General features: G+C 63.1%; 23 protein-coding genes. 8 read left to right on the top strand and 15 right to left on the bottom strand.

Annotated features, from left to right (window positions below):
- Positions 1 to 25: 25 nt before the first annotated feature.
- Positions 26 to 2,023 carry a hypothetical protein gene (locus D3872_RS10045; protein WP_441295141.1) on the bottom strand — a complete coding sequence of 666 codons (1,998 nt, stop codon included), beginning with the start codon at positions 2,021 to 2,023 and terminating at the stop codon, positions 26 to 28.
- Between D3872_RS10045 and D3872_RS26035 the strand changes: the two genes are divergently transcribed.
- Entirely contained in the window at positions 1,908 to 2,318 is a 411-nt protein-coding gene (locus tag D3872_RS26035) for a hypothetical protein (protein WP_220476921.1), read from the top strand. The genes D3872_RS10045 and D3872_RS26035 overlap by 116 nt on opposite strands.
- On the opposite strand, the gene D3872_RS10050 is transcribed toward D3872_RS26035, so the two are convergent.
- The 13 genes from D3872_RS10050 to D3872_RS10110 form a co-directional block, all read right to left on the bottom strand.
- The gene (locus D3872_RS10050; protein ID WP_119810647.1) at positions 2,290 to 3,531 is read right to left on the bottom strand and encodes a LytR C-terminal domain-containing protein; all 1,242 of its coding nucleotides are present in this window, start codon (positions 3,529 to 3,531) and stop codon (positions 2,290 to 2,292) included. The two genes, D3872_RS26035 and D3872_RS10050, sit on opposite strands and share 29 nt — an antisense overlap.
- 11 nt (positions 3,532 to 3,542) lie before the next feature.
- The gene (locus D3872_RS10055) at positions 3,543 to 4,484 is read right to left on the bottom strand and encodes a type II secretion system F family protein (protein ID WP_119810648.1); all 942 of its coding nucleotides are present in this window, start codon (positions 4,482 to 4,484) and stop codon (positions 3,543 to 3,545) included.
- Positions 4,485 to 4,515: 31 nt separating this feature from the next.
- Entirely contained in the window at positions 4,516 to 5,487 is a 972-nt protein-coding gene (locus D3872_RS10060; RefSeq protein ID WP_119810649.1) for a type II secretion system F family protein, read from the bottom strand.
- Between the two features lie 9 nt (positions 5,488 to 5,496).
- Entirely contained in the window at positions 5,497 to 6,849 is a 1,353-nt protein-coding gene (locus D3872_RS10065) for a TadA family conjugal transfer-associated ATPase (protein WP_119810668.1), read from the bottom strand.
- Positions 6,846 to 8,069, bottom strand: a complete 1,224-nt coding sequence (locus D3872_RS10070) for a CpaE/TadZ family protein (RefSeq protein ID WP_119810650.1) — start codon at positions 8,067 to 8,069, stop codon at positions 6,846 to 6,848. The genes D3872_RS10065 and D3872_RS10070 overlap by 4 nt, the downstream gene beginning before the upstream one ends.
- A 40-nt stretch (positions 8,070 to 8,109) precedes the next feature.
- On the bottom strand, positions 8,110 to 8,556 hold the full coding sequence (locus D3872_RS10075) for a TadE/TadG family type IV pilus assembly protein (protein WP_119810651.1): 447 nt from the start codon (positions 8,554 to 8,556) through the stop codon (positions 8,110 to 8,112).
- A complete protein-coding gene (locus tag D3872_RS10080) occupies positions 8,553 to 9,005 on the bottom strand; it encodes a TadE/TadG family type IV pilus assembly protein (RefSeq protein ID WP_182915759.1) in 453 nt (150 codons plus the stop codon). Before D3872_RS10080 ends, D3872_RS10075 begins: the two co-directional genes overlap by 4 nt.
- Before the next feature lie 8 nt (positions 9,006 to 9,013).
- Positions 9,014 to 10,297 (bottom strand): pilus assembly protein TadG-related protein, encoded by a 1,284-nt coding sequence (locus D3872_RS10085; protein ID WP_119810653.1) that lies wholly within the window; start codon positions 10,295 to 10,297, stop codon positions 9,014 to 9,016.
- 12 nt (positions 10,298 to 10,309) lie between these two features.
- Positions 10,310 to 10,573: a hypothetical protein gene (locus D3872_RS10090; RefSeq protein ID WP_119810654.1), complete on the bottom strand. Its 264-nt coding sequence runs from the start codon at positions 10,571 to 10,573 to the stop codon at positions 10,310 to 10,312.
- A gap of 9 nt (positions 10,574 to 10,582) precedes the next feature.
- On the bottom strand, positions 10,583 to 12,070 hold the full coding sequence (locus D3872_RS10095) for a type II and III secretion system protein family protein (RefSeq protein ID WP_119810655.1): 1,488 nt from the start codon (positions 12,068 to 12,070) through the stop codon (positions 10,583 to 10,585).
- Between the two features lie 20 nt (positions 12,071 to 12,090).
- On the bottom strand, positions 12,091 to 12,921 hold the full coding sequence (gene cpaB, locus D3872_RS10100) for a Flp pilus assembly protein CpaB (protein ID WP_119810656.1): 831 nt from the start codon (positions 12,919 to 12,921) through the stop codon (positions 12,091 to 12,093).
- 1 nt (position 12,922) lies between these two features.
- Positions 12,923 to 13,522, bottom strand: a complete 600-nt coding sequence (locus tag D3872_RS10105) for a DUF8689 domain-containing protein (protein ID WP_119810657.1) — start codon at positions 13,520 to 13,522, stop codon at positions 12,923 to 12,925.
- A gap of 2,692 nt (positions 13,523 to 16,214) precedes the next feature.
- Positions 16,215 to 18,107, bottom strand: coding sequence for a histidine kinase (locus tag D3872_RS10110; RefSeq protein ID WP_119810658.1), 1,893 nt, complete (start codon positions 18,105 to 18,107; stop codon positions 16,215 to 16,217).
- 326 nt (positions 18,108 to 18,433) lie between these two features.
- On the opposite strand from D3872_RS10110, the gene accD reads away from it, so the two are divergent.
- From accD to D3872_RS10145, 7 genes are all read left to right on the top strand, one after another.
- On the top strand, positions 18,434 to 19,306 hold the full coding sequence (gene accD / locus D3872_RS10115; RefSeq protein WP_119810659.1) for an acetyl-CoA carboxylase, carboxyltransferase subunit beta: 873 nt from the start codon (positions 18,434 to 18,436) through the stop codon (positions 19,304 to 19,306).
- 65 nt (positions 19,307 to 19,371) lie between these two features.
- Positions 19,372 to 20,676, top strand: a complete 1,305-nt coding sequence (folC, locus tag D3872_RS10120; RefSeq protein ID WP_119810660.1) for a bifunctional tetrahydrofolate synthase/dihydrofolate synthase — start codon at positions 19,372 to 19,374, stop codon at positions 20,674 to 20,676.
- 4 nt (positions 20,677 to 20,680) lie between these two features.
- Positions 20,681 to 21,541 carry an SPOR domain-containing protein gene (locus D3872_RS10125; protein ID WP_119810661.1) on the top strand — a complete coding sequence of 287 codons (861 nt, stop codon included), beginning with the start codon at positions 20,681 to 20,683 and terminating at the stop codon, positions 21,539 to 21,541.
- Positions 21,542 to 21,572: 31 nt separating this feature from the next.
- On the top strand, positions 21,573 to 22,061 hold the full coding sequence (locus D3872_RS10130; protein ID WP_119810662.1) for a CvpA family protein: 489 nt from the start codon (positions 21,573 to 21,575) through the stop codon (positions 22,059 to 22,061).
- A 41-nt stretch (positions 22,062 to 22,102) separates the two neighbouring features.
- Positions 22,103 to 23,623 (top strand): amidophosphoribosyltransferase, encoded by a 1,521-nt coding sequence (gene purF / locus D3872_RS10135; protein WP_119810663.1) that lies wholly within the window; start codon positions 22,103 to 22,105, stop codon positions 23,621 to 23,623.
- Between the two features lie 47 nt (positions 23,624 to 23,670).
- Positions 23,671 to 24,912, top strand: coding sequence for a cystathionine gamma-synthase family protein (locus tag D3872_RS10140; RefSeq protein ID WP_119810664.1), 1,242 nt, complete (start codon positions 23,671 to 23,673; stop codon positions 24,910 to 24,912).
- Positions 24,913 to 24,937: 25 nt separating this feature from the next.
- Positions 24,938 to 25,648 (top strand): tetratricopeptide repeat protein, encoded by a 711-nt coding sequence (locus tag D3872_RS10145; RefSeq protein ID WP_119810665.1) that lies wholly within the window; start codon positions 24,938 to 24,940, stop codon positions 25,646 to 25,648.
- Positions 25,649 to 25,765: 117 nt separating this feature from the next.
- Here the strand turns inward: D3872_RS10145 and lexA are convergent.
- Positions 25,766 to 26,264 (bottom strand): transcriptional repressor LexA (gene lexA, locus D3872_RS10150; RefSeq protein ID WP_119810666.1); only part of this gene is annotated, 499 nt, incomplete at its 5' end.

Here is a 26,264-nt window from a genome sequence, read left to right on the forward strand (position 1 = left end):
TGTCTCCGACTTGCGCTCGTTCGGTTTAGTCCGTCACCGGATAGTTGCGCGTGGTGATCACCCCCATCGGCGTCGTCACCTTCACCGTCAACTGGGCGCTACTGACTTCATTGGAGCAGGCGAGAGTATTCGGATTTTGAATCGCATCGCTCTGCATCTGCACCGGATATATCCAAGCTTCGGCGCGTGGGTCGTTTGTATTAGGAACGACAAACGAAGTCGGAGTAAGCAACTTACCATTCGATGTTTTGAACTCAATTAAAGTGCCGGCTGGCAAAATATTCCCCGGGAGATCGAACGCCAGTTGAGTAGCACTTGCCCGGTTCTTCTCGAATACTGTCGGGTTCGTATCGCGGATAGCTAGGTTTATCGTCACCGCGTTATTAACGAAAGGCGTGCCCGTAGTGCAATGGCTTAGGGCGAAAGACTGGGCGCCAAGCGAGTCGATTGCTGCCGAACTTCTCGACATTACCTGAACAAGCGCACCACGGACGTGTGTCACGGGCATTTGAACCGGCGGGGTAGGTACGACCTTTAAGACGCCGTTGTATTGGCCTTCTCCTAACTGGTTCCAGCCTCCATTGTTATCCGAATCGATAAAAATCTCGCCCGTTTGCCTCACTAAATTGTTTCCAAGTGTCCACCCGTCGTTGGGATTGGCGGGGCGCGGCTTTTCGCTCCAGTTTGAGTCTTCGACGCCCCAGTTTGCATTGGCATTCAGATCGGTTACGGCGCGGTCATTTCGGAAAGGTTCACCCAAATCTTGGAACGGATCCGAAGATTCTTGGTAGTAGATATTCGTTCCTTTTTGATCAACAAAGCTTTCTTCCCCAAGTGCGTAGGCCAAGATTGTTACGCGTCCATCTGAGGGGCGCGGGTTAGCAGCGCAAAAGCGCACGCTGCAAGATCCAGGAATGCCCTTCTGTAAAATTACGCTACCGTCCGTAAGCGTAGTGTTAACCAGCCCGGTTAGGCAGGAAGCGTCAACGGTCCCGCCCTCCGCGGTAAAACTCACTGCAGTCCCGTCTGGTGCCGGATTGTTGAAATGGTCGGCGAGGCGGACAGTCACCATCGATCCTACGGGCGTCGGGCATCCGCTAAAGTTGACTCCTTCGACGTTGAAGATTTCCGTCGCAATCGTGAAGCTGTTTTGGTCCGGTATGCCGGTGGAAATTACTAGCTGGTCGGAAAGTGTCGTGATCGACGTGTTGATTGTTGCGATCACTCGCACCGGTGTATTTACAGTCCCGGCTGCCACAACTGTGCTGACCGTGCCATCACTTCCGGTGGTCGCAAAGGCAGGGTTGGCCGTCAGCCCGCCAACCGTCGTCGTCAGCGCAAAATCGACGCGCTGGCCGGATACCGGATTGCCATTCTTGTCGAGCACCTTGAAGATCACGGTGGACGATTCCAGGCGCCCGGCGCCGCCGGTGCCCTTCAGCGAGATATTCTGCGGCAGCGCCGACACGAAGGCCAGCTGGCCCGCAACCGCGCTTTGTACGTTGACCGTTCCGGCCTGGCTGATCCTGGCGCCGGCCAGCGTGGTCGACGCGGTAATCACGTCGGAGGCGCCGCAGCCCTTGTCGATATACGAGGTGCTGGCAACGCCCGCCACAGTGCTGACCGGCGAACTGATGACGGCCTTGCCAGCCGCAGCGCATGGCGAACTGAAGGTAACGGTCTGCGCGGGTGCGAACGGCGACGATCCTTCAAGTACCGTCACCGCCACGCTGGCTGTGCCGCCCGCCGACAGCGGCGATGGGCCGATCGTCAGCGCGCTCATGGTCAGCGCGGGGAAGGTCACACTGTAATTGGTGCTGCCGGTCGCGCTGGCGCCGCCCATGGTGGCGGTAGCGTTCACGGTAAACGCGCCAGCCTGCGCACCTGCCACCAGGCCAACACTCGCAATGCCGGAGGCGTCGGTCAGCGCGGTGCCGGACGACGGCACCATCGACGCGGTCTTGTCGGTGCTGGTGAAGGCGACGGCGACACCCGGAAGCGCCTTGCCGCTGCCGTCCTTCACCAGTGCCCTGACCATCGCGGAACGCTGGGGCGACACGGAGCTGGCGGCAGCACCCGAAGCATCGACCACACTAAGCGCAAGCGGAGCGATTGCCGCCGGCGCGCCTGGCGCGGCACTTGCGCCGCACGAAGGCAGGTTTGGATCCCGGGTTGGATCGAGGATGGTGCACGCGCCGCCGGGGCCTCCGCTGCTGCCGCCACAGGCGCTCATTGCCATTGCCATGATGCAGGCGGACGTCCAGGTCGCCGCGCGGCTAGTTATTGTTCTCATTTGCGCTCCACGTATGGTTTATTGATCGAAGCCGTCAGCCCTGCGGACGTGAGGAGGGGGACGGTTGGTAATGCAGCGGTCACCGGCTTTTCGGTCCAGGCGACGGCATCCTTGCCGAGCACCAGCCGCAGGTCGGTTCCGGCATTCGCGGCGGCCTTCTGCAGAGAGGGTTTTCCGCCCAGCGCCGCCTGCAGTTCGCGTGCCTGGCGCTCAAAGCCGGGGACGAATTCGATGCTGGATCCGGCGCGTCCGAACGGTCTGGCGTTGGTAAGGCGGCTGACCGCGATACCACGCTTGCCCAGCAATTCCTTGTAGCGCCTCGCCATGCCGGCGACGCCGTTGCCGTTGGCGATTTCAAGGCGCGATGCAGACGGCTTCACGACAGCGGCGTGTTCTGCGGCCAGCGGAGTCGCCGGCTTTACAGCAGCAGCGGGCGGCGCCGGCTTCACAAGCGCCGCCGGCGCCGCCGCCGGTTTCACGGCATTGGCGGGTTGTGCCGCCAGCTTCACGCGCGGCGCTGGCACGGCGGCCGGTGCCGGCGCGGAAACGGCTGCCAGCGGCGACGGCTGCGTCCTCTCCGCCATCCGCAATTCGTACCTGTTCGGTGCAAGCCGGACCAGCTGCATGCCGCTCGCCTGCTCGGCTGGAGCCGCGGCGGCGACGGGGACAGCCGCTGGCGTGGGAGGTGCGCCAGCGATTGTTCCCGTCGCCGGCGACGCCAGCGGGGCAGGACGCGGCAGGTTTCCCGCCACGGGTTGGGCGGAAGCACTGTCGGCCAGCGCGAGGTTGTTGCGCGCGCGTTCATTGGCCGGTTCGAGTGCCAGCGCCTGGCGGAACGCGGCGGCAGCCGCCGCGTACTCGCCCTGCAAGTAGTACACATAACCGAGATTGTTGCGTGGCTGGACCAGCTCCGGATACTCCGCACAGACGGCCAGCAGCATCGCCCGCGCCTGCGGCAGGCGTCCCTGCCGGGCGTGCAGGATCGCGGCGGCGATGCGCGGTTCGGGGGCGGCCGGATCGCGCGCGATCGCATAGGTGTAGGCGGTCAGCGCCAGTTCCAGGTCGCCGCGTTCCTGGTGATAGCGGCCCAGCCGGTAATAGCCCGAGGACATGTCGTTGGCGGCATGGCGGACTTGCTGCACCGGCTGTATCATCAGTTGCAACGGCCCCGGCAAGTGCGAGCACGAAGACAGCAGGCAGACTCCCAGGATGGTCAGGGCCAGGCGCTGGTTCAGCATGATGCTTCCTTTCAGTTGGTGCCGGCGAAGGTCGGCAGCAGGACACGATAGATCTGGATGAAGGCTGGCCCCATTAACACGACCAGCAGCGACGGGAAAATAAAGAAAATCAGGGGGAACAGGAGCTTGAGCGCGATCTTGGCCGCCTGCTCCTCGGCGCGCTGGCGGCGCTTGGTGCGCAGCAGTTCCGACTGCACCCGCAGCGATGCGGCGATGCTGGTGCCGAAACGTTCGGCCTGGATCAGCATCGCCACCAGCGCGTCGACGTCGTCGACGCCGGTGCGCACCGCCAGCCCGCGCAGGGCCTTTTCCTTGCTGCTGCCGGCGCGCAGTTCCAGTGTCACCAGGTTCAGCTCATCGCTGAGGATGCGGCTTTTCAGGCCGATTTCGCCCGCTACACGCGTCAGCGCGGCGTCGATGCCCAAACCTGCTTCGACACACACTGTCAGCAGGTCCAGCGCATCCGGAAAGCTTTCGAAGACTTCGCGCTGGCGGCGTTTGGTGATGTTTTTCAGGATCATGTTCGGCAGGTAGTAGCCGATGGCAGTGGCGCCGAGCACGTACATCAGCAGCGTATTGCTGCCGAAGGTGCTGCTCGAAATGCTGAGCCCGAAAAATACGGCGAGCGGGAGTCCGATCGCCAGCGAGGTTTTGGCCGCGAAGAATACAATAGGCGCCCACGGATGGCGGAAACCCGCATTCAGGAAGCGCACCCGGATTACCGAGCCTTCCGCGGCATCGTCGGACAGCGACAGTTTGGCGACCGGTTCGGCCAGTGCCACCACCTTGGTCATCCAGGGCGCCGGGCCAGCGGCGGGAGCATCGGAAGGCATGCCGACGGCGTCCAGCCGTCCCCGGACCACGGTGCCGTTGGCAAGGCGCAGTCCAAGCAACGCAACGCCAAACACAAGCGCGAAAACCAGGGTGAGAAAGCCGAGTTCGAGGATAGTCATGGCATCGGTCCCGAGAAAGTGATTGGCCGGTTCATACCCGGATCCGGATGATCTTGCGCATCACGAGCACGCCCAAAGCCATCATGAAGAGCGCGGCAGCGATCATTTTTTGTCCGGCCAAGTCGGTGAACAGGACCGAAAGGAATTCTGGATTGGTCAGTTGAATGAGTGCGCCCGCGCCGAACGGAAGCAGGCCCAGCACCCATGCCGACATCTTGCCTTCGGCCGACAGCACCCTGATGTGGCCGAGCAGCTTGATGCGGTCCCGGATAATCTTGCCGATGTTGTCCAGCAGCTCGGACAGGTTGCCGCCGGTGTCGCGCTGGATCAGCACAGCGATGACGAAGTAGCGCAGGTCGGTGCTGGGCACACGATTGGCCAGGTTCATGAGCGCGTCCGGCATCGACACGCCGAAGTTGACCTCATCGAACGCGATCGAGAACTCGCCGGCGAGCGGATCGCTCATTTCGTCGCCGACCATCTTCAGTGCGGTGGGGAAGGCATGCCCCGCGCGCAGGGCGCGGCTCATCAGGTCCAGCGCGTCCGGCAGCTGGGTTTCGATCCGGTTGAGGCGCTCGCTGCGCGCGCGGCTCACCAGCGGCAGCGGCAGAATGGCGGCGGCGGCACCGGCGGCAAGCTGGATCAGCAAGGGCATTGCAAACCAGGCGGCGACCAGCGCCGCCGCAGCGGCCAGGCCCAGTGAAACGCCGAGGAACTGGCCGACGGTCCAGCTTTTTCCCGATTGCAGCAACAGGCGGTCCAGCAGTGCCGCGCGCGGAATGGTGGACAGCAGCCGCTGGATCGCGGGCGAAGAACTCATCACGCGTTTCCTGGTGATCGACACGGCCTTGCTGGCATGGTCGGCCGACATGACGCGCAGGCGGCGGTTTATCCGCTCGGCTTCGGGCCCCTTGGCGGAGTTCCACGTCAGGTATGCGCCCTCGATCAGCAGTACCACGGCGACGAAGATCAGGGTCGCAAAAACAAAGTAAAGGGAGTCCATGATGGCGGCCTATGAGAATTGGCGGGTCGGGTCGAACAGGTTGTCCGGAACGCTGATGCCGTAGGTGCGCAGCCGGTCGACGAAGCGCGGCCGGATGCCGGTTGCGCAGAAGTGGCCGATCACGGTACCGTTCTCCCCCAGGCCGGTCTGTTTGAACTGGAAGATCTCCTGCATCGTGATGACGTCGCCCTCCATGCCGGTCACTTCCTGCATCGACACCAGCTTGCGCTTGCCGTCGGTAAGGCGCGATACCTGCAGCACCACGCCGATGGCGGAACTGATCTGCTGGCGCATTGCCTTGCTTGGCAGCGAGGCCGCCGCCATGCTGATCATGTTTTCCAGGCGGGTCAGGGCGTCGCGCGGCGTGTTTGCGTGGATGGTCGCCATCGATCCTTCATGGCCGGTGTTCATCGCCTGCAGCATGTCGAGCGCTTCGCCGCCGCGCACCTCGCCCAAGATGATGCGGTCGGGCCGCATGCGCAGGGCGTTGCGCACCAGGGCGCGCTGGGTTACCTCGCCATTTCCCTCGATGTTGGCAGGGCGCGTTTCAAGCCGTACCACGTGCGGCTGCTGGAGCTGGAGTTCGGCCGCGTCCTCGATGGTGACGATGCGTTCCTCCGGGCTGATGAAGCCTGAGATCACGTTCAGCATGGTGGTCTTGCCGCTGCCCGTACCGCCCGAAATGAGGATGTTGATCTCAGCCTTGCCCAGTCCTTGCAGTATGTCGGCCATGGCGCTGGTCATGCTCTTGTATTCGACCAGGTCGTGAAGGCGCAGCGGTTCGGCCGAGAAGCGCCGTATCGACATGACCGGTCCGTCGATCGCAAGGGGCGGGATGATGGCGTTCACGCGCGAGCCATCCGGCAGGCGCGCATCGACCATCGGGCACGACTCATCGATGCGGCGGCCCACCCGCGACACGATCTTGTCGATGATCTTCATCAGGTGGGCGTCATCGCTGAAACGCACATCGGTCAGTTCCAGCTTGCCGCGCCGCTCCACATAGACCTGGCTATGGGTGTTGACCAGGATGTCCGACACGGTGGGATCGGCAAGCAGCAGTTCGAGCGGGCCGAAACCCAGCATTTCGTTCTGGATGTCGCGGGTCAGGTTACGCCGCTCGGCCTCGTTGATGACGACCGTTTCCTCTTCGAGCAGGTGCTCGACCAGCATCTTCAGTTCGTCGCGGATCTGCTCCTGCGACAGCAGTTGCAGGCTTTCCAGGTCCACCCGGTCGAGCAAGGCCTGGTGGATGCGGTGTTTCAGCTGGCTGTAATTACCCGCAGCTGCGGCGCGCGGGACTGCGGCGGGCAGTCCGCCCTGGGAACTCGCCGTTGTCGCCAGGCGGTCCCGCAGTGTCATGATTTCTGCATCCATGGCTGTTTCTCCTCAAAAACCGGGGCGCCGATCGCAGCGGCCTGCGCGCCCTTGAATATCCTGGCGACCCAGCCATGCTGCGCAACCTGCACGGGTGGGGCGATCTGCAGCGCCATCGTCTTCAGCGCCCTGGCGATCGGGCTGTTCTTTGCCAGCTTCATCACCGGTACGCCCTGGTTCACCGATGCCGCCGCAGTTTCGTAGTGGTTCGGCACCGACATCGTCACCGTGGTGGCGCAGGCCCTTTCCAGGTCATGCAGCTTGATGTCGCTTTTTTTCTCGTGTCGGTTGACGATGACCTGGATCTTCTCCTTCGGATAGCCAAGGGAACGGAATACTTCGATCAGGCGCTTGCCGTCGCGGATATACGGCAGCGTGGTTTGCAGGACGGGGAACACGGTGTCGGCCTGGTCGAGCGCGCGCAGGCTGACCGGGTCGAGGCTGCGGCCGACATCGAGGATGACGAAATCGTAGTGGCGCCGCGCCAGCCGCAACAAGGCGTCGATGTGCTCCGGCAGTATGTCGCCCGCATGGCCCGGATTGTCGGGTGCCGCCAGCACCGAAAAATTGGGGGTGACGTTCATCATGCTGGAGGCCAGCAGCGACGCGTCGAGCCGGTGGATCTGCAAGGCCACGTCAGCAAGCGTGGCTACCGGCTTCTGGTCGGCCAGGAACAGCGAGGCGTCGCCAAACTGCAGGTTGAGGTCCACCAGCGCCACGCGCTTTCCGGCCAGCTCGGCCAGCGCATAGCCAAGGTTGGTCGCCAGGAAGGTGGCGCCGCTGCCGCCCTTGCACGACACGAAGGCAAGCACCTTGCCGTTGGCATGGGTATGCTGCAGCAGCTTCTCGTCGATCCGGGCGACGGCGGGGAACAGGGCGTCGGCCGAGACTTGCCATGGCAGTACTTCGCGCACGCCGGCGCGCATGGCTTCCATCAGGAACGCCAGCGTGTGCACTTCGGAAAGCACGATGAATTCCATGCGCGGGAAGGCGCCGCCGAGTCGTTCCAGGCGAGCCAGGTCGTCGGCCTGCCCGGACGGGTGATCCAGCACCAGGAGCTCGGGCGCGTTCTGGGCGTTCAAATTGCCAAGCCGTTCCAGCGAACCGGCAACGACGTCGATTTCGTCGGCATCGCTGCGTTCACGCAGCAGCCGTGCAATCTCGGCCAGGCGTCTTTCATTGCGTGATACGACGGTGATCTTCACGATAGCTCCAATACGGTTAATTAATACCAGGACCGGCGGCCTACATGCACACAGGGTTGGCCACACCTCCGAAGGTCGATTTCATGCTCTCCCGCGGCAGCGTGGTGGAAAAAGGCGGGAACTTCGGCGTGAATTTCAGGAACGGGATATAGGTAACGACGGCGGCCGGCGCGACTTTTACCTTCACTTGCTGGCAGGTGTCGATGGCGCAGCCGTCCGGCAGGTAGTCGATGCTGATGTTGTCGGCGGGGATGACCGGGAACAGGTTGGCCATGCGCGTCTTGATGACGGAGGCGTCGAAGTCGCACACGACGGCGAGGCGGGCGCCGAGCCGGGTCGCCTCGGTGGCGGCATTCCAGTAAAACGTGACCCGGCTGAATTCGATAATGCCGAACAGGAGCGTCAGCAGCAGCGTAATGATGAGTGCGAACTCGATCGCGGCGACGCCGCGCTGGCGCCTGATGGGGATAAAGGCGGGCGGTTTCATAACACTTGCACCATCGTGACGTGGATCGGGGAGAACGTAAAGTTAGGCACGAATGCCGGGGCCATGCTCCGGAACTGGAAGCCGGACACCTCCACGCTGACCAGGTTGACGGTGCCGCGCCCGGTGGACTGCAGGTTGTAGGCGGTGTTGGTGGTGCGGTCGTTCACACGGATGTAGCTGGTGCTCATGCCTGTCACCAAAGGCGGGGCCGAGTCGCAGGCGAGTTTTCCGCACAGGACCAGCGAGCGAGCCTCGTCGATGCGGCCTGCTTCGCCTGGCGCGAACTGGGAGAGGTGGCGGGCGCCATCCCGCACACCTTTGGCGATCGCGTTGTATTGATACATCGCGCGGCCGAATTCGGTCACGCCAAAGGCGAGCACCAGCAAAGGCGTCAGCAGCAGTGCCATTTCGATCAGGACAGAGCCTTGCTGTTTGCGCTTGGTATTCATCGTTCCTCCTATTGCACCAGCGTGGGGACCAGCGGTCCGTTGGTTCCGCCGGCGATACCGGCGCTGCGGCACGGGCTGTTGGCGGCATCGGCCATGCCGCGCCATTCAAGGTAGATATCGCCGGACGCGCCATTCGACATCGGGTTGAGCATCAGCACGCAAGCCATGCTAAGGATCTTCACCGTGGCCGGCGACTTGCCGCATTCGACGATCGGCACCGCGACCAGGCGCCGCTCGCTTCCATAAGTCAGGTGCTCGGCAGACGTCGATTCGTTGCCGCCGACGTTCCCGGCGGCGCCGTTAGGCGCATACTCGTTGGACGTGAATGGCTTGTGAAGCGCCTGCTTCAGGCGGTAGTCGGCGTAGGCGCTGGTGCCAATACCGATTACCGTGCCCGGATTCTTGCTGGGGTAGGAATAGCCGGTCTTGTCCGGCGCGACGGTGGCAGGGGTGGGCGCATTGGCGCCGTTCTGGTATATGCCGAAACGCGTGTTCCATGCGCTTTTCGCTCCCTGCTTGACGCCGGACTCGCGCACGTCGTCGCCCACCCTGACGCCGCATACCGAGCCGTTGCCCAGCAACTGGTCACGCACTTCGTTGGTGCCGCCCGAGTTGGGGGTGAAATCAACCCAACGGAAATTCCCTGCCAGCTCATCGCCGCCCGCGCCGCTGTTGAAGTTTGACGTGATCCACTGGCCCACGGAGTAGCCATAGCTGGGTGGCGTAGCGTTCAAGGAGCAAACGCCGACCGGCGACACCGCGCAAGCGGTCTGGCCGGGCGCCAGCGTCGCCACCGCGCGCGCTTCGACGGTGGTGGGCGCAATCGCTTGGCGAACTTGCATCAACCAGGTCCGGATGGGCGCCGAACGGGCCACGCACATCGCGAATTTCGAACCCGGCAGCGCGCCTTCGTCGATGCTCAGGTAGGAGCTGTTCGGACCAATTGCGGTATGAAACCGGATGTCGTTGCGGCCGATCGACACTGCGCGCTTCTGGAAGTCGTTCGTGTTCCTCGAGGCGACAAAGCTGCCGGCCGCCACGGCGTCTTCGAGGAAGGCGGCAGGGCAGGGGCCAACGTCCGGGTCGCACACCAATTGGTTGGCTGCGGCGAGCGCGCACGAGTCGGCGGCGTTCTGCAGTTCGGTCTTGTTGACGAACAGGTGGCCGAGGTCGAGCACCAGCGCGCCGAAGCCGACCAGGACGAAGATCGACAGGGCGACGATGATCGCGACAACGCCACCTTCGCGCCTGCGGCGCGGGAACTGGGGCCGGGAATGTGAGTTTCGTAGCATGATGACCGCCGCCTAGCGCGCGCCTCCGATACCGATGGTGAACACATTAGGCTGCGGCTGCGGCGAGCGGTAGGACTTTTGATACGCGTCGTAGCTGCTCTTGGCGGCCTGGCCGTCGATCCCTTTCACCGGGTCGCGGTTGCTGCCGGCCAGCGGATCGATGACCTGCTGGGCCATGGCCAGGCTGACGCTGGCGCCGACCGGACGTTCATGCGCGCAGCCCGCAAGGCAGGCGGCGAGGGCGAGCAGGCTTGGGACGGTGAGGTGCGGTTTCATGGCATGCTCCTATTTGGTGTCAAAGCCGGAAGGCGGGGTCGCCATGGCGGCACGGCTGGGCGCAGGGCTGTCCTTGCGCTCGCCTTCCAGTTTCCCGCCCAGGAAAAACTCGGCGCGCGACGGCTCGATGTAGTCGTCGGTGGGCAGTTTGTAATCGGGCGGCAGCGGCTTGACCAGGTGCGGCGTGATAATGAAGACCAGTTCGGAACGGTCGGTCTGGAAGTCGCTGCTGCGGAACAGCGCGCCCAGCACCGGCACTTCGCCCAGCAACGGGAAGGCCTTGACGTTGGTGGTGACGTTGTTCTTGATCAGGCCACCAATGGCAAAGCTCTGGCCGTCGAGCAGCTGCACCGTGGTGGTGGCGCGGCGCGTGGTGAACGAAGGCAGGATGGCGGTGCCCGATATGCCGGTGGCGGTAATGCCGATGCCGTCCTTGTTCAGGTCCGACACTTCCGGCGCCACCTTCAGGTTGATCCGGCCGCCTGCCAGCACGGTTGGCGTGAATTTGACCGCCACCCCGAATTCCTTTTCTTCCAGCGAAATGGTCGGAATGCCGCCGTTGTTGGTCTGGCTGACCGGAATGAAGATTTTCCCCCCGGCGAGGAAGCTGGCCTCCTGGCCGCTGACGGCCATGATGGTTGGTTCGGCCAGCACCTTCAGCAGGCCGTTGCGTTTCTGCGCGTCCAGCGTCGCGAAATTGCCATTCTTGTTGTTGAAGGCGTCGAGGATGCTCGGATTCTTGCTCAGCAGGTTGGACAGGATGCTGTAGGTCCAGCTGCCGTTGGTGCGGCTACCGCCCAGGCTGACGCCAAGCTGATCGACCAGCGTACGCGAGACCTCGGCTACTTTAACTTCGAGCATCACCTGCTGGGGCGCGGCGACCGACATCATGTTAATCACCTTCATCTGCGCCGCCCCACCGCCGGCAGCACCGCCTGCCGCCGCGCCTTCTTTCCCGCCGCGCTGGACGTAGGCGTTGGCGAGCGCCAGCATCTGGTCGAGGGTGACCACGTCGGACACGGTTCCCGACAGTACCAGCGTGTCCGCTGCGGCGGTGATCTTGACGTCCTTCTCGCCGCTGACCAGTTCCGCGAAGCGGCTGTGCAGGGCGCTGGTGTCCATGGACACTGAAATATCGATGATGGTGGCGTCCTTCTGCTTGTTCCACAGGATCAGGTTGGTCGTGCCGACCGATTTGCCGAGCATGTAGACCTCGCTCGGGTTCAGCAGGATGACGTCGGCAATCCGGGCGTCGCCGACCGACACGCGCGATACGGGATAAGGAAGGCGCATCAGCGTCGATTTGCCCTCGGCCAGGGCGACCTGCGGCGCCAGGTTCACGACGCCGCCGGCAGGCGCGGCGTTGGCCGGCTGCATGACCTTCTTTTTAGGCGCGGCCTGGCCCGGTGCGGCGGCCAGCGCGAACGCTGCGATGACGGCGATGGCGCCGGCGCTGCGACGGCCCGTTGTGCCAGCCTGCCTCAAAAATGTACGCATTGCACCTCTCCCGGTTCTTGTCAAAATTGTTGGGTACTGCGGTCCAGCCCCTTGATCAGATCAACCTGTTCGCGTGGACGAACCAGGGTTGCCTTGCGGATGACAGGGCGGGCGGCGCGGGCTACCGCAGGACGCACGACAGGTGCTCCCAGCAGTGCGTTCTTGGTGGCGCCGTCGGTATTTACCGGATCCGGATCGATCTGGTTCCTGAGCACCAGCGAAAGCGTGCCGACGCTGCGCGCCACATCCAGCTTTTCAGTCTGTTCCGGCGTCAGTTCGAGCGTCACGGCGTTGACGACCTTGGGCTTGGTGTCGTCGCGGTTGGGGTCCTGGGCGATTGCCAGGACCAGGATGCGTTCAAGGACAATTTTCGAAATCGAAATCTCGCGGTTGTTGGCCGTTTTGGTGGTGTCTTCCTGCGTGTTGACCAGGATGTCGACGAAATTGCCGGGGAGGGCAAAGCCGGCCACGCCGACTACGTCGTTGACCCGTACCGTCATGGCGCGCTTGCCGTTGGCGACAACCGCGGACAGCCCCCCTTGCGTGCCTGGTGGCGCCAGCTTGGTTTCCATGATCGGCTCGCCGCGCTGGATGGTCGCGCGGGTCACGCGCGTGTCGATCAGCTTGGCCTGGGTGAACGCGCCGGGAGGCATTGCGCCCGACGGCCAGTCGACCATGCGGATCATTTCGGGCGTGATGCGCGAGCCCAGGCTGATGTCGACCATGGCGACCGCCACCTGGGTAGTGTTGCCGCTGGCGCGGGACTTGATCCAGCTGGCGGCGGCAATCACCGCAGCGACGGCCAGTACCAGTGCGATTCCGAGCATGACGAGTCCACGTGTATTTTTCATGTCATTCACCTTTGTTTGGCGTACCTAAGCCGGTTGTCTCCGGCGCGGTGTGCTGGTCGCCGGTAAAGTAGTTTTTCCATGCCCATCCGATCGAGGCGGGCGTCAGTACCGGCGTCTCCCCTTCGTAGGCGCCTTTGTCGCGCACCTGCGACAGCAGGTCGCGCGGGTAGCATGCGAGCAGCGCGCGGTCTTCGCGCTGGTGGTATTCGCGGATCAGGTAATCAAAAGTGTCGGCGCACCAGGCAATGCCGTACTGTTCGCAGCAGCCCATGAAGATGCGCTTGTAGTCGTTTTCCAGCATCGGGCCGACGTGGACCTTGTAGCCGATGCGGCGCAGGAAGGCGCCGTCGCCCAGCTCCGCCGGCGGCAGGTTGGACGAGAACACCACGATCACGTCGAACGGCACCTGGAACTTGTACCCGGTGTGCAGGGCCAGGAAGTCCAGCTTGCGGTCCATCGGCACGATCCAGCGGTTCAGCAGGTCGGTCGGGGAGCAGCGCTGGCGGCCAAGGTCGTCGATGATGAAAATGCCGTTGTTGGCCTTCAGGTGGGGCGGGGCCTGGTAGTAGCGGGTGGTCTGGTCGAACTTCAGGTCGAGCATGTCGAGCGTCAGCTCGCCCCCGGGTCAGCACGGCGGGACGCGGCAAGCTTTACACAGGCGGTGGGGGTCCCGCACCAGGCCGCTCGGCGCAGCAGGTCTTTCGGCGCTGGCCGCTACCTTCCGCGCGTGGTGCACGACGGGTCGTACATCCTGGACGACTGCACCGCCGCGCATAGATTGCATACGGCACGCTGATCGGCCCGGCTCAGCAGCCCCGCGAGGCGTTCGGCCCAGGCTAGGTCTTGCCGCTGCTGCCGGGCCGTGGATGAACAATGGGCGCTGCCCGATTCATGGCAGCGCCCAGCTAGGTCCAGCACTCCGGTAGTTGACCACGACTGTCGCGCATTCTGCATTGACATCAGCCGCGCGAGATGTGCATCGCCGCCACCGCATGCGCGCCTGGATTTCGTTGCTGTAGCTTTACGAGCCGTGAACCGGCGCACGGGCCCGCGGTAGCCGCCAAGCGTTCACGGTATTCGGCGCCGCAGCACCCTCCGAGGTTCCAGTCAGCTTGTAGGAATATCGGCGTCGGTGCCGGCTCGCCAGAGTGCGGGTGACGGCCTCGCACGTTTTTCCGCACGCCATGAAGACGATCAGCGGATCGCATCGATGTTCCACGCTCAGCGATTCATGTGTGGCCAGTATCCGCGCAGCCCGCACCAGGTCGCGCAAGGAACAGGATTTGGACCGCCATTTCGACCAGGAAATACCGAAACGGCAGGCACTGTCTCCAGGTAGTGGTTCGTGGCGGCACGTGGATCGAGTGTTGGTCGACGGCGACCGGGAGCAACTTTTCCTGCGTTCGGATATCGGGTTCAGCCAGCAGTTGCAGTTTACGTCATGACAAACTGCCCAGTGCACGTTCAGTACGACAAGAAGAATCGGCAAGCGTTCGGCGGGTGGCGACGGCGTAGGGCGAGCTTTCGACTGACTCCGTGGGCTGTGTCGTCTCCGGCCGCTGCGCACGCCCATATGCACTAATATGTACGCTGCACAATCATTGTGCGGAGGTTGGACAGACGAGTTGGGCGCAACGGGCGCTTGCAGTGGCTGAGCGAGCAATGCCAGCACCCGCGCGTCGGTGGGCTAGCACTCGTACTTAAATTGGCTGCGGCGTGCCCAGGTATGCGCCGACCATGGCCCATCAACTTCAACGTCGCTGCACCCATCGTGCGAAAAACGTACAATGGCATCAGGGCGAACTTTCCAACTGCCATCCCGTCCACGATGCAAAAAATCGCGCCTTCCTCCGGACGGCGAGAATCGCTGAGATGACGACGCGAGCGTTGCGCCGGTCGCGAAACAAAGCCAGTTGGGAATGCAGCATGCTACACGAAACGTCAACCGTCGTGCAAGCAACCAAGCATGACGACAGAGAGCCACGAGGCTCACACTGCGTTGCGTCGTACAATGACAAGATAGCGGCGCATGGGCGACTCGTGATTGGAATTGCACCGCCCCGGCTATGGGAGCGGGCGAGTATTTTTTATTTACGGCGTGCCTGTTCCAAGCTCGGTCCCAAATCGCGAGTGACACTATTTCCAGCTACGTCTCCACGATGTCGAAGGAGCGATAATAACTACAGCGATCAGCGCTGCGAATCAGGCCGATATTCAATTGCCGTCTACGCACTCTTCTTCCTGCATAAAGCTCTGATGGAATTTTCATGATGGTCCCCTTCAGGTTCTAGGTAGCGATAAGGTGTGTGCTCAATGTTCAGCGCGTGCGTTGCATCTATCGATCCGGCTCCTACATCAATGCGATATTGACGCCGAGGACGCAGATGACGGCAAGAGAGACCAGCGAGGGCGTACTTCAATAAGATGCGAACCCCGATTTCTACCTTCGAGGAAATCGTCACGAAACGCTGGGCGTAGTTGTTCGAGAAGTACATGGCTTACCTTCCACTTCTGCTGGCTCTTCGTTCGGTATTTCCTGCTCCGGATCAATACACCGCGCTGATGTCTTAATGTCATGCCCTTGCTTACCAACAACCGATCGCACCAAACGACCCTTTATGGCGGAGACATTTGTCTGTTTTTTTGGTTGCCAGGCCGGACAACTCACGTCGCGCGATCGCACGAAGTTTTGCAGCGAGTCGCAAAGGTTCGCAAACTGGGCGCGAAGAAGAGGCGGACCGGAGCGTCGCGCGGAGATGGTTCCATCAGCAGGTCGCCAGAGGTGCGGTGTTCACCGCGAAGACGTCAGTTCGAGCCGGTTGTTTACTTCCAGCCTTCTTGTCAGATCGAGACCAGTAGTTTGCGCAACGTTGTGCTCCGAGCAGGAAACGGCTTGCGCGAGCGCCCCTTGTTCGTCATCCGTTGCCCTCGATGATCGCGCGACGATCTGGCGATTCCCTCATGGTGAGCCCATGCGAGTTTCGGCGTGGGGATCCGGCTTGGGAATGCGCGTGGCTGGCATGAAGGCGCCGAAAGAACGGCATCATTTCATGGTCGACCCCACAGGGGGGGCCTTATTTTCGGCCCCTTGGTCGAACTTTCTCGATGGGGCCCCGCCGCCAAATTACCCACTTCGGCCGGCGCGTCCTTGCGCAACACGCCGCGCGCGCCGAGCCAGCCACCGCGCGGTCCAGCAGCGCCTCGTCGCGCGCTCCGACTGACAAATACAGGGCGCGATGCGCCGTGACCAGCAGGCTGGGAAGGAAGTCGATCGAGCGATTGCGCCGTTAATGTCACAGGAGTCCGAGCAGGATCACCGTCGGCGACCAGTGTGCAGGCGGCAGCAGCGCATTCCTCGCGGATTGGATGACGCTCGCCGCCACCTTCATGCCGTACGCTTCGCTCTCTATCAGCCGTTCCCAATCCCACAGGCATAGTCTGTGGTCCGTCCAGACCAGCATGACTCCTGATAGGAGCTTTCCTGGCCGGGATTCCATGGTGGCCGCACCGTATACCGGAAATGTCGACATGGACCCGGATGGCCCGCCTTCGCTCGCTGGCCGACGTAAGGCGTAAGCCACCCAATGCCACGGCCCGTTCCCGAAATCGAACGCGGAACGAAAGGGGGCAGCGGGGCCCGGACGACATTCGTTTTCAATGCGGATGTGCAGCCAAGCCGTGGGTCCGGCGCAAATTTCGACCGCACCGCGCGTAGCCAAGCGTCTGGCGCGCCCTGTGATATTGCTGACGCCTTCACTGACAATCTGGAATACCTCGGCGCCGAGGCGGTCGTGGATGCCGGCCGTCTCATGTCCGCTGAGGGCGATGTCGAGGTTATAGAACTCCTTCATGTGGGACGCATGAGCGCGCAGCGCGGACGGGAATGCAGGCTCGTCGTTTTTGGCGCGCGCGAGGTTGCCGGCCAGCTCGCGCAATTCGGCAATGTAGGCGTCGGCCATGTCCGCCACCTGGCGCAGGTCGGGCGCTATCGGGTTGGCGTCGCCGGCCTTGCTCAGCAGCGCCCGCAATACGTGCGACATGCCGATGTATGGCTGGACGGTCGTGTCGTGCAGGTCGAGCGACATCTTCACGCGCTCGCGGCGCGCCGCGTCCGACGCCATGCGGTCAAGCAATTCGATGTTCTCGATCACGGGGACGGCTTGTGCCACCACCTGCGCCAGGAAGCGCACGTCGCCCTTGTCCAGGGTGGCTTGCGGGGCAACGACGAAAATGCGGCCTTCGCCGTTTCGTAGCGGAAGGGGCACGCAGATGAACGAGCGCCCCCCGAGGATGTCGGCAAGGCTGTTGCCGATGGCTACCGGGGCCTTATGCCATCCGGGCCGCGTGGCGTCGTTGACGAGAAATGCTCCGGGCCACGGCACGAAGGGCAGGAGCGATGCGCGGAATAGCGCGCTGCAGGTCGGCGGCGCCGCGACCAGCGGCGCTGCAGCTTCACTGTCCAGCACGCAGGGGCGGAGGGGGGCGCCGCTGGCGTTGGAGTCGGCCTTGCGCAAGATCCAGGGACAGGCGGGGTTTTCCCGCGTCAGGGAAAAACACGAGGTGGCGCCAAAGAATACCCGGATCTGTTCCAGCACGGACACAATTGTGTCCTCCACGCCAAAGCGCGGATTCGACAAGCGGCTGACGTCGCGCAGCAAGGCGATGCGGCGCTTCTGCTTGATCGATGCCTGCGCCCAGTGCGACACCATATAGCCTAGTCCCAGCAGGAATGTGGCGCGCAGCAGCATGCGCGCCAGTTCCGTCTGGTCGGCCGCCTGCGTGGCGGCGAGGCAATACAGTACCGCGCATGCCAGCGTCACCCGCGCACCCTCGTCGTAACCCCAACGGAATGCCGCGGTCGATATTGCAAAGAAGAAAAGGTAGAAGAATCCGGTCTGCGGTCCCGCAATAACTAATACCAGGCTGAACCAGAACACGTCCAGCCAGTGCACCAGTTTGGAGTCGCCCAATTCGCCGCCTAGTCGCACGGAAATATAGATAACGGCGCTGTGCGCAGTGTATGCGTAAAACGCCAGTAAAGTAAACGGATGGGGATCGCCGATGCCATTGGGATCGATAATCATCGCCAATATGGTCGCGACGGCAAGTACTATGCGCATCGTTGCGATCGGTGCGGTTTCGTCGACGTCGTCGAGCGACGCGTCGAGCCGGGTGTTGTTTATCACATGGCCCCCTATGCCAGCGACAGGCGCATGTCATTATGTGCCTGCTTTAATTACTAATTTCTTATTAGAAAATATACTCTCGAACTCTTACTCAGGTCAATTCTTTTAAACAATGCTGCGAGTAAATATACCTTTGTTTCGAAAAGTGTACGTACGAACGCACGGGCGAAATTGAACAACCTGTAAAATAATTCAGCGACGCTAAGGCGATGTAAATGCGTGTATTTGTCGCCGTGGGAAATGATGGCAAATTCACACGATTCGACATTCGAAGCGCGAACGGCTACACTACCGACCACTGAAGATCGCTGTACGAAGGAGAACTCATGAGTTGGTTAGAAAAACTGCTGCCCCCGCGGATCCAGCGCTCCGATGCCGCTGCGCGTAAGACCATGCCGGAAGGCCTCTGGGTAAAGTGTCCGTCGTGCGAAGCGGTTCTCTACCGCACCGATCTGGAGTCGAACCTGCATGTTTGCCCGAAGTGCAGCCACCACATGCGCATCCGCGCGCGCGATCGCCTCGATGCGCTGCTGGACGAAGGCGGACGTTATGAAATCGGCCAGGAAACCCTGCCGGTCGATACCCTGAAGTTCAAAGACAGCAAGAAATACCCTGACCGCCTGAAAGCGGCGATGGACGCCACTGGCGAAACCGACGCGCTGATCGTCATGGGCGGCGCCGTCATGAGCCTGCCTGTGGTCGTGGCCTGCTTCGAATTCGAATTCATGGGCGGCTCGATGGGCTCCGTGGTCGGCGAGCGCTTCGTGCGCGGCGCCCAGGTCGCGCTGGAGCAGAAGGTGCCGTTCATCTGCATCACCGCCACCGGCGGCGCGCGCATGCAGGAAGGCCTGCTGTCGCTGATGCAAATGGCGAAAACCACCGCCATGCTGACCAAGCTGTCCGAGAAAAAGCTGCCGTTCATTAGCGTGCTGACCGATCCGACCATGGGCGGCGTGTCCGCGTCGTTCGCCTTCATGGGCGACGTCGTGATCGCCGAGCCGAAGGCGCTGATCGGCTTCGCCGGCCCGCGCGTGATCGAAAACACCGTGCGCGAAAAGCTGCCTGAAGGCTTCCAGCGCGCCGAGTTCCTGGTCACCAAAGGCGCCGTCGACATGATCGTCGACCGCCGCAAGATGCGTGAAGAAATCGCCCGCCTGCTCGCGCTGCTCCAGAGCCAGGCCGTCGACGTCATCGCGTAAAGCCTCACATCGCCATACCGGCCGCGCGTCCATGCGACGCGCGCGCCGCCAACGAAGCACATCCCATGCAAAACCTCCCGACCACATTGCCTGCCTGGCTTGCGCTGCTCGAGTCGCGCCACGCCGAAGTCCACATCGACATGGGGCTAGACCGGGTGAGAACGGTCAAGGAGCGCATGGGCCTGAAGTTCGACTGCCCGGTGATCATGGTGGCCGGCACCAACGGCAAGGGCTCGACCTGCGCCATGCTCGAAGCGATCCTGCTGCGCGCCGGCTACAAGGTCGGCCTGTACATCAAGCCGCACTTCCTCGACTTTAACGAACGCGCCCGCATTGGCGGCGACCTCGCCAGCGACGAGGCGCTGGTGACCAGCTTCAACGCGGTCGAAGCGCGGCGCGAGGACGTATCGCTGACCTATTTCGAATTCACCACGCTGGCCATCATGCACCTGCTGGCGAACTCGAACCTCGACGTCGCCATCCTCGAAGTGGGACTGGGCGGGCGCCTCGACGCGGTCAACGTCATCGACGCCGACGTCGCCATCGTCACCTCGGTCGACATCGACCACACCGACTACCTTGGCGACACGCGCGAAAAGATCGGCTTCGAAAAGGCCGGCATTTTCCGTCCCGGCAAAGCGGCGATCTGCAGCGACCCGGTTCCGCCGGAGTCCCTGATCAAGCACGCCGAAGAAATCGGCGCCGACCTGTGGCTGCTGGGCCGCGACTTCAACTACGCGGGCGACAAGCAGCAGTGGAACTACGGCGGCCGCAGCCAGCGCCGCAATTCGCTGGCCTATCCGAGCCTGCGCGGCGCCAACCAGCTGCTCAACGCCTCGGCCGCACTGGCTGCGCTGGAAGTGCTGCGCCTCGAACTGCCGGTGGGCGCGCAGGAAGTGCGCACCGGCCTGGTGGTGGTCGAGCTGCCGGGCCGCTTCCAGGTGCTGCCTGGCCGCCCGACCGTCATCCTCGACGTCGCGCACAATCCGCACGCGGCGTCGGCGCTCGCGTCGAACCTCGGCAACATGGGCTTCCATCCCTTCACCTACGCGGTGTTCGGCGTCATGCAGGACAAGGACATCGACGGCGTGATCAAGCCGATGCTGGAACATGTCGACCACTGGTGCGTGGCCGACCTGCCGTCGCCGCGCTCGGCCTCGTCCGGCGAACTGGCGGAAAAGCTGCAGGCGCTGCGTCCGGCAGACGCGAAAGAGGGCGAGTTTTCCGCCACCGCCTTCCCTGATCCGGCACAGGCGTACGCGAATGCGATGAGCCGGGCCGGGGAGAATGATAGAATTGTGGTCTTTGGCTCCTTCTACACCGTCGCAGGCGTGATGGCAGCCCGAAAATCCTCACTCACTGACAAATAATCGCATGGGCTTGTTCTCGAACTCCAGTAAAAACAAGCAAGAGGCTACTGCGGAAGACAGCGGCCATTTTTACAGCGCGGATGATGACGAAGCTGCGGCGCAAGCCAAGTCCAAGCGCGCATCGAACGCAGGCGGCGCCGCACCGCGCCGCGCCCGTTCGAAGGCGGCTTCCGACCCCATCCTCCCCGAGAAAAAACGCGCCCGCCGCCGCCTGGTAGGCGCAGTCGCGCTGGCGCTGGGCGTTGCCGTCGGCCTGCCCATGCTGCTCGACTCGGAACCCAAACCGCTGTCCTCCGGCATTGATATCCGCATCCCGTCCAAGGACAAGCCGGCAGTGCTGGCGGAAGCGCCGGTGCCTGCCGCCGATGCGCTCGACGCGCGCGAGGAAATCGTCGAGGCGCCGCAGGCTGCCGCAGCGGCCACAAACGACGTCGCGGAAGTCAACGTGGCTGCCGCCAGGCCGGACATGAAAATGCTGCCGAAGGAAGAGCCGAAGCCGACCGACCTCAAGATGGTGGAAAAGACCACGCCGAAGCCGGCCGAAAAGGCGCCGCCCAAGGTCGTCAAGGCGGAACAGAAGCCGGCCGACGCCGCGCGCGCGATGGCCATCCTCGAAGGCAAACCCGCGGTAGCCTCGGGCGAAAAGTTCGTCGTGCAGGTGGCCTCGCTGGCCAGCCAGGAAAAGGTCGACGAGCTGCGCGCAAGGCTGCGCGAGGCAGGTATCAGCTCCTTCACGCAAAGGGTAAAGACGAAAGAGGGTGAACTGATCCGCGTGCGGGTCGGCCCTTCGAGCAAGGACGAGGCCGAAAAGACGCGCGCCAGGCTGGGCAAGCTCGGGCTCGGCGGCAGCGTGGTGCCTGCGTAATGCCGGTTGACGGCGAAGGAAGCTGCGCGGCGTGACGATTTTCGATTATTTGGTACTGTTCGTATTGGCCGCGTCGGTTGTCATCAGCACCATGCGCGGGCTGGTCAAGGAAATCCTGTCCCTGGTGAGCTGGGTGACCGCTTTTGTCGTCGCCAACGCCTACGGCGCCTCGCTGGCGGCCATGCTGCCTTCGATGGTCCCCGGCGAGGCGGTGCGCCTGATGGTAGCCTTCGTCGTCCTCTTCCTCGGCGTCCGGATATTGATGGGCCTGCTTATGCTGGCCGTTGACGCCTTGATCAAGGCCGGCGGCTTGTCCGTGGCCGACCGCGGCCTGGGCGGACTGTTCGGCCTGGCGCGCGGTATTGTATTTGTGCTTGCGGCCGTCATATTGTGTGGCATGACGGCAATCCCACAGCAGGCGTTCTGGAAAGAAGCGCTGCTGAGTCCAATGGCCGAGACCGGCGCGCGCACGGTGAGGCCTTTCCTGCCTGCCGCGCTCGCCGAGCACATTAAGTTTTGAATATTTTTAAATCAAGCAGTACCAGTCTTTAGGAGCGCACCATGTGTGGCATCGTCGGCGTCGTCTCGAACAATCCCGTCAACCAGCTGTTGTATGACGCGTTGCTGCTGTTGCAGCACCGCGGCCAGGACGCAGCCGGGATTGCAACCAATCACAGCAGCATGTTTTCCATGCACAAGGCCAACGGCCTGGTGCGTGACGTGTTCCGCACGCGCAATATGCGCTCGCTCCAGGGCAACTCGGGCATCGGCCACTGCCGCTATCCGACCGCCGGTTCGTCCAGCGAGGAAGAAGCGCAGCCGTTCTACGTCAACGCGCCGTTCGGCATCACGCTGGCCCACAACGGCAACCTGACCAACCAGGAACAGCTCAAGGAAGAGATGTTCCGCAATGACCGCCGCCACATCAACACCGACTCCGATTCGGAAGTGCTGCTGAACGTGCTGGCGCATGAAATCCAGGAAGCCACCGTCGGCCTCGCGCTCGACCCGGATTCCGTGTTCAAGGCAGTGGCCAACGTGCACCGCCGCGTACGCGGCGCCTACGCCGTGGTGGCCCAGATCGCGGGCCACGGCCTGCTGGCCTTCCGCGACCCGTTCGGCATCCGTCCGCTGTGCATCGGCGCCAACGAGACCGACAAGGGCACCGAGTACCTGGTGGCCAGCGAATCGGTTGCGCTGGACGGCATGGGCTTCCGCTTCATCCGCGACATCGCGCCGGGCGAAGCGGTGTTCATCGACGTCGAAGGCAAGCTGCACGAGCGTCAATGTGCGGACAACCCGTCGCTGAACCCCTGCGCTTTCGAATACGTGTACCTGGCGCGTCCGGACTCCGTGATCGATGGCGCGTCGGTCTACGCCACCCGCCTTCGCATGGGCGAATACCTTGCCGACAAGGTGCGCAGCCAGATCAACGTGGACGACATCGACGTGGTGATGCCGATCCCGGATTCGTCGCGTCCAGCCGCGATCCAGCTGGCGCTGAAGCTGGGCGTCGAGTACCGCGAAGGTTTCATCAAGAACCGCTACATCGGCCGCACCTTCCTGATGCCGGGCCAGGCGATCCGCCGCAAGTCGGTGCGCCAGAAGCTCAACGCGATCAACGCCGAATTCAAGGGCAAGAACGTGCTGCTGGTGGACGACTCCATCGTGCGCGGCACCACCAGCCGCGAGATCGTGCAGATGGCGCGCGAAGCTGGCGCCAACAAGGTGTACTTCGCTTCGGCTGCGCCTCCGGTGCTGTTCCCGAACGTGTACGGCATCGACATGCCGACTCGCGACGAGCTGATCGCCTACGGCCGCACCAACGAGGAGATCTGCCGCGAGATCACGGCCGACGCGCTGGTGTTCCAGGATGTCGATTCGCTCAAGCGCGCGATTTCGGACGTGAACCCGGCGCTGAAGAACTTCGAGGCTTCCTGCTTCGATGGCGTCTACGTCACCGGCGACGTCACTCCGGAATACCTGGACCGTCTCGAAAACGCGCGCAACAATCCTAAAGCGGCGGCGGAGGAAGATGCAGCCCGCACCCGCCTCAACCTGAACCTCGCGACCTCCGAGTAAGCGATAAACCCGGCAGCCTTCGTGCTGCCGGTTTTTTTTGACCCATCATGAACGACAAGAAGAACTACGGCTTTACCACCACCGTCCTGCACAACGACCGCCGCAAGAACATCGAGCACGGATCGCTGCACAAGCCGGTCCACAACTCGGTCGCCTTCGGCTATAACGACGCGCGCCAGCTCGCCTCGGTATTCCAGGGCAGGGAGCCGGGCTTCCGTTACGGCCGCCAGGGCAATCCGACCATCTCCGCACTGGAGGACAAGGTCACGCGCATGGAGGGCGGCGTGGCGACACTGTGCTTCGCCACCGGCATGGGCGCCATCGGCGCCGTGTTCCAGGCGCTGCTGCGCGCGGGCGACCACGTGGTGTCCTCGTCCTTCCTGTTCGGGAACACCAACAGCCTGTGGCAGACGGTGGCGGGGCAGGGCGTGGGCGTCGATTTCGTCGACGCCACCGACGTGCGCCATGTCGAAGCGGCGCTCAAGCCCGAGACCCGCATCGTGTTCGTCGAGACCATTGCCAACCCGCGCACGCAGGTGGCCGACCTGGCGCGCATCGGCAAGCTTTGCCAACAGCGCGGCATTCTCTACGTGGTCGACAACACCATGACCACGCCTTACCTGTTCCGCCCGAAGGACGTGGGCGCGGGCCTGGTGGTCAATTCGCTGACCAAGTCGATCGGCGGCCATGGCAATGCGCTGGGCGGCGCGCTGACCGACACCGGCGCCTACGACTGGAACAACTACCCGAACATCGCCGCCAACTACAAGCGCAATCCGCCGGCGCAGTGGGGCATGGCGCAGCTGCGCGCCAAGGCACTGCGCGATTTCGGCGCCTCGCTGGGGCCGGAAGCGGCCCACCATATCGCGGTCGGCGCCGAAACGCTGGCGCTGCGCATGGAGCGCACCTGCGCCAATGCGATGGCGCTGGCGCAGATGCTCGAGGCGGACGACCGCGTCGCGGCCGTGCACTATCCGGGCCTGCCATCGCATCCCCAGCACGCGGTGTCGTCGGAGCTGTTCCGCTCCTATGGTTCGCTGTTCAGCTTCGAGTTGAAGGACGGCATCGACTGCTTCGATTACCTGGGCCGCCTGGACATCGCCGTCTCGGCCAGCAACTTGGGCGACACGCGCACGCTGGTGATCCCGGTGGCGCACACGATCTTCTTCGAGATGGGCGCGGAGCGGCGCGCCAGCATGGGCATCGCGGAGTCCTTGATCCGCGTGTCTGTAGGTATTGAAGAGACGGACGATCTCGTGGCAGACTTCAGGAACGCGCTCGACGCCTGATTCACTCAACTTACGGTTTGGGAAAATGAAGAAATACCTGTTCTGCCTTGCGCTGCTGTGCAGCGGCGCCGCACTCGCGGCCGACGACATCGCCACCGCCAACGCGCTGTTTGCCAAGAAGTCCTATCCGCAGGCGCTGCAGATTTACACCAGGCTGGCCAACGGCGGCAACGTCGAAGCGCAGCAGCACCTGGGCGAGATGTACCTGTATGGCGAGGCGGGGGCGGTCGACCTGGCCAAGTCGGAAGCTTGGTTCACCAAGGCTGCGGCGAAGGGTAACAAGATCGCGATCGCCTCGCTCGAGATGATGAAGAAGCGCGCCGAGCGCCGTGCCGACATCGAGTACTGGACCTCGAAGTACGACGGCACGGAACTGAAGTCGGGCAAGTACCGCTGCGTGGCGCCGCGCATTCCGGCGCTGTCGAAGCAGAACGACGAGATCGACGGCCTTGGCGCGAAGATGACGGCGTGGCAGGACTGCTATAACAACTTCGTGCAGAACCTGAATAATTCGTCGCCGCTGACGAAGCTGATTCCGAAGGATGTAGCGGACCTGATGACCAAGGACGAGCATGAGCAGGCGGCCAAGCACCTGGCTGGCGTGCTGTCGCGGATTGCGGAGGATGCCAAGGTGTCGTCGAAGCTGGTGCTGGCGGATTTCGCGGCATGGCGCGACGCGACGGACAAGTATGTGTCCGAGCACAATGCGATGGTGAAGGACGCGAAGGCGCGATAGCGCACGCGGTGTTCGGTGGATGCTTCGCTAAGGAGTATCCGCTTGCAAGCGGATACCGTTTCGCAGGCGAATCGCATGCGATTCAAAACCCCTGCTGCACCATCCGCCGAATGCCGCCTAGTGCCAGCTGCGCATCAACCCCACAGCCAGTCCCTCCAGCACAAACTCATCTTCCGCCGGATCGATGCGGATGATCTTGAAGTCCGGGTTCTCCGGCAGCAGTTCGATAATCTGTCCGGTGCGCTTGTAGCGCTTGACGGTCACTTCCTCGCCAAGCCGCGCCACCACGATCTGCCCGTTCTTGGCGCTGTCGATCTTCTTCACCGCCAGCAGGTCGCCGTCCATGATGCCGGCGTCGCGCATCGACCATCCGCGCACCCTCAGCAGGAAATCCGGCTTGGACGAGAACATGGCCGGGTCGACGCTGTAGGTCGCCTCCACATGCTCCTGCGCCAAAATAGGCGAACCGGCCGCGACGCGACCGACCAGCGGCAGCGACATCATCATGACGGCCGGCGCGACCGGCATCGATTCGACGCTGGCGCCGACGAGCCGGATGCCGCGCGAGGTGCCCGGCGAAATTTCGATGGCGCCCTTGCGCGCCAGCGCCTGCAGG

Source organism: Massilia cavernae (genome assembly GCF_003590855.1).
GTDB classification, from domain to species: Bacteria; Pseudomonadota; Gammaproteobacteria; order Burkholderiales; family Burkholderiaceae_D; genus Telluria_A; species Telluria_A cavernae.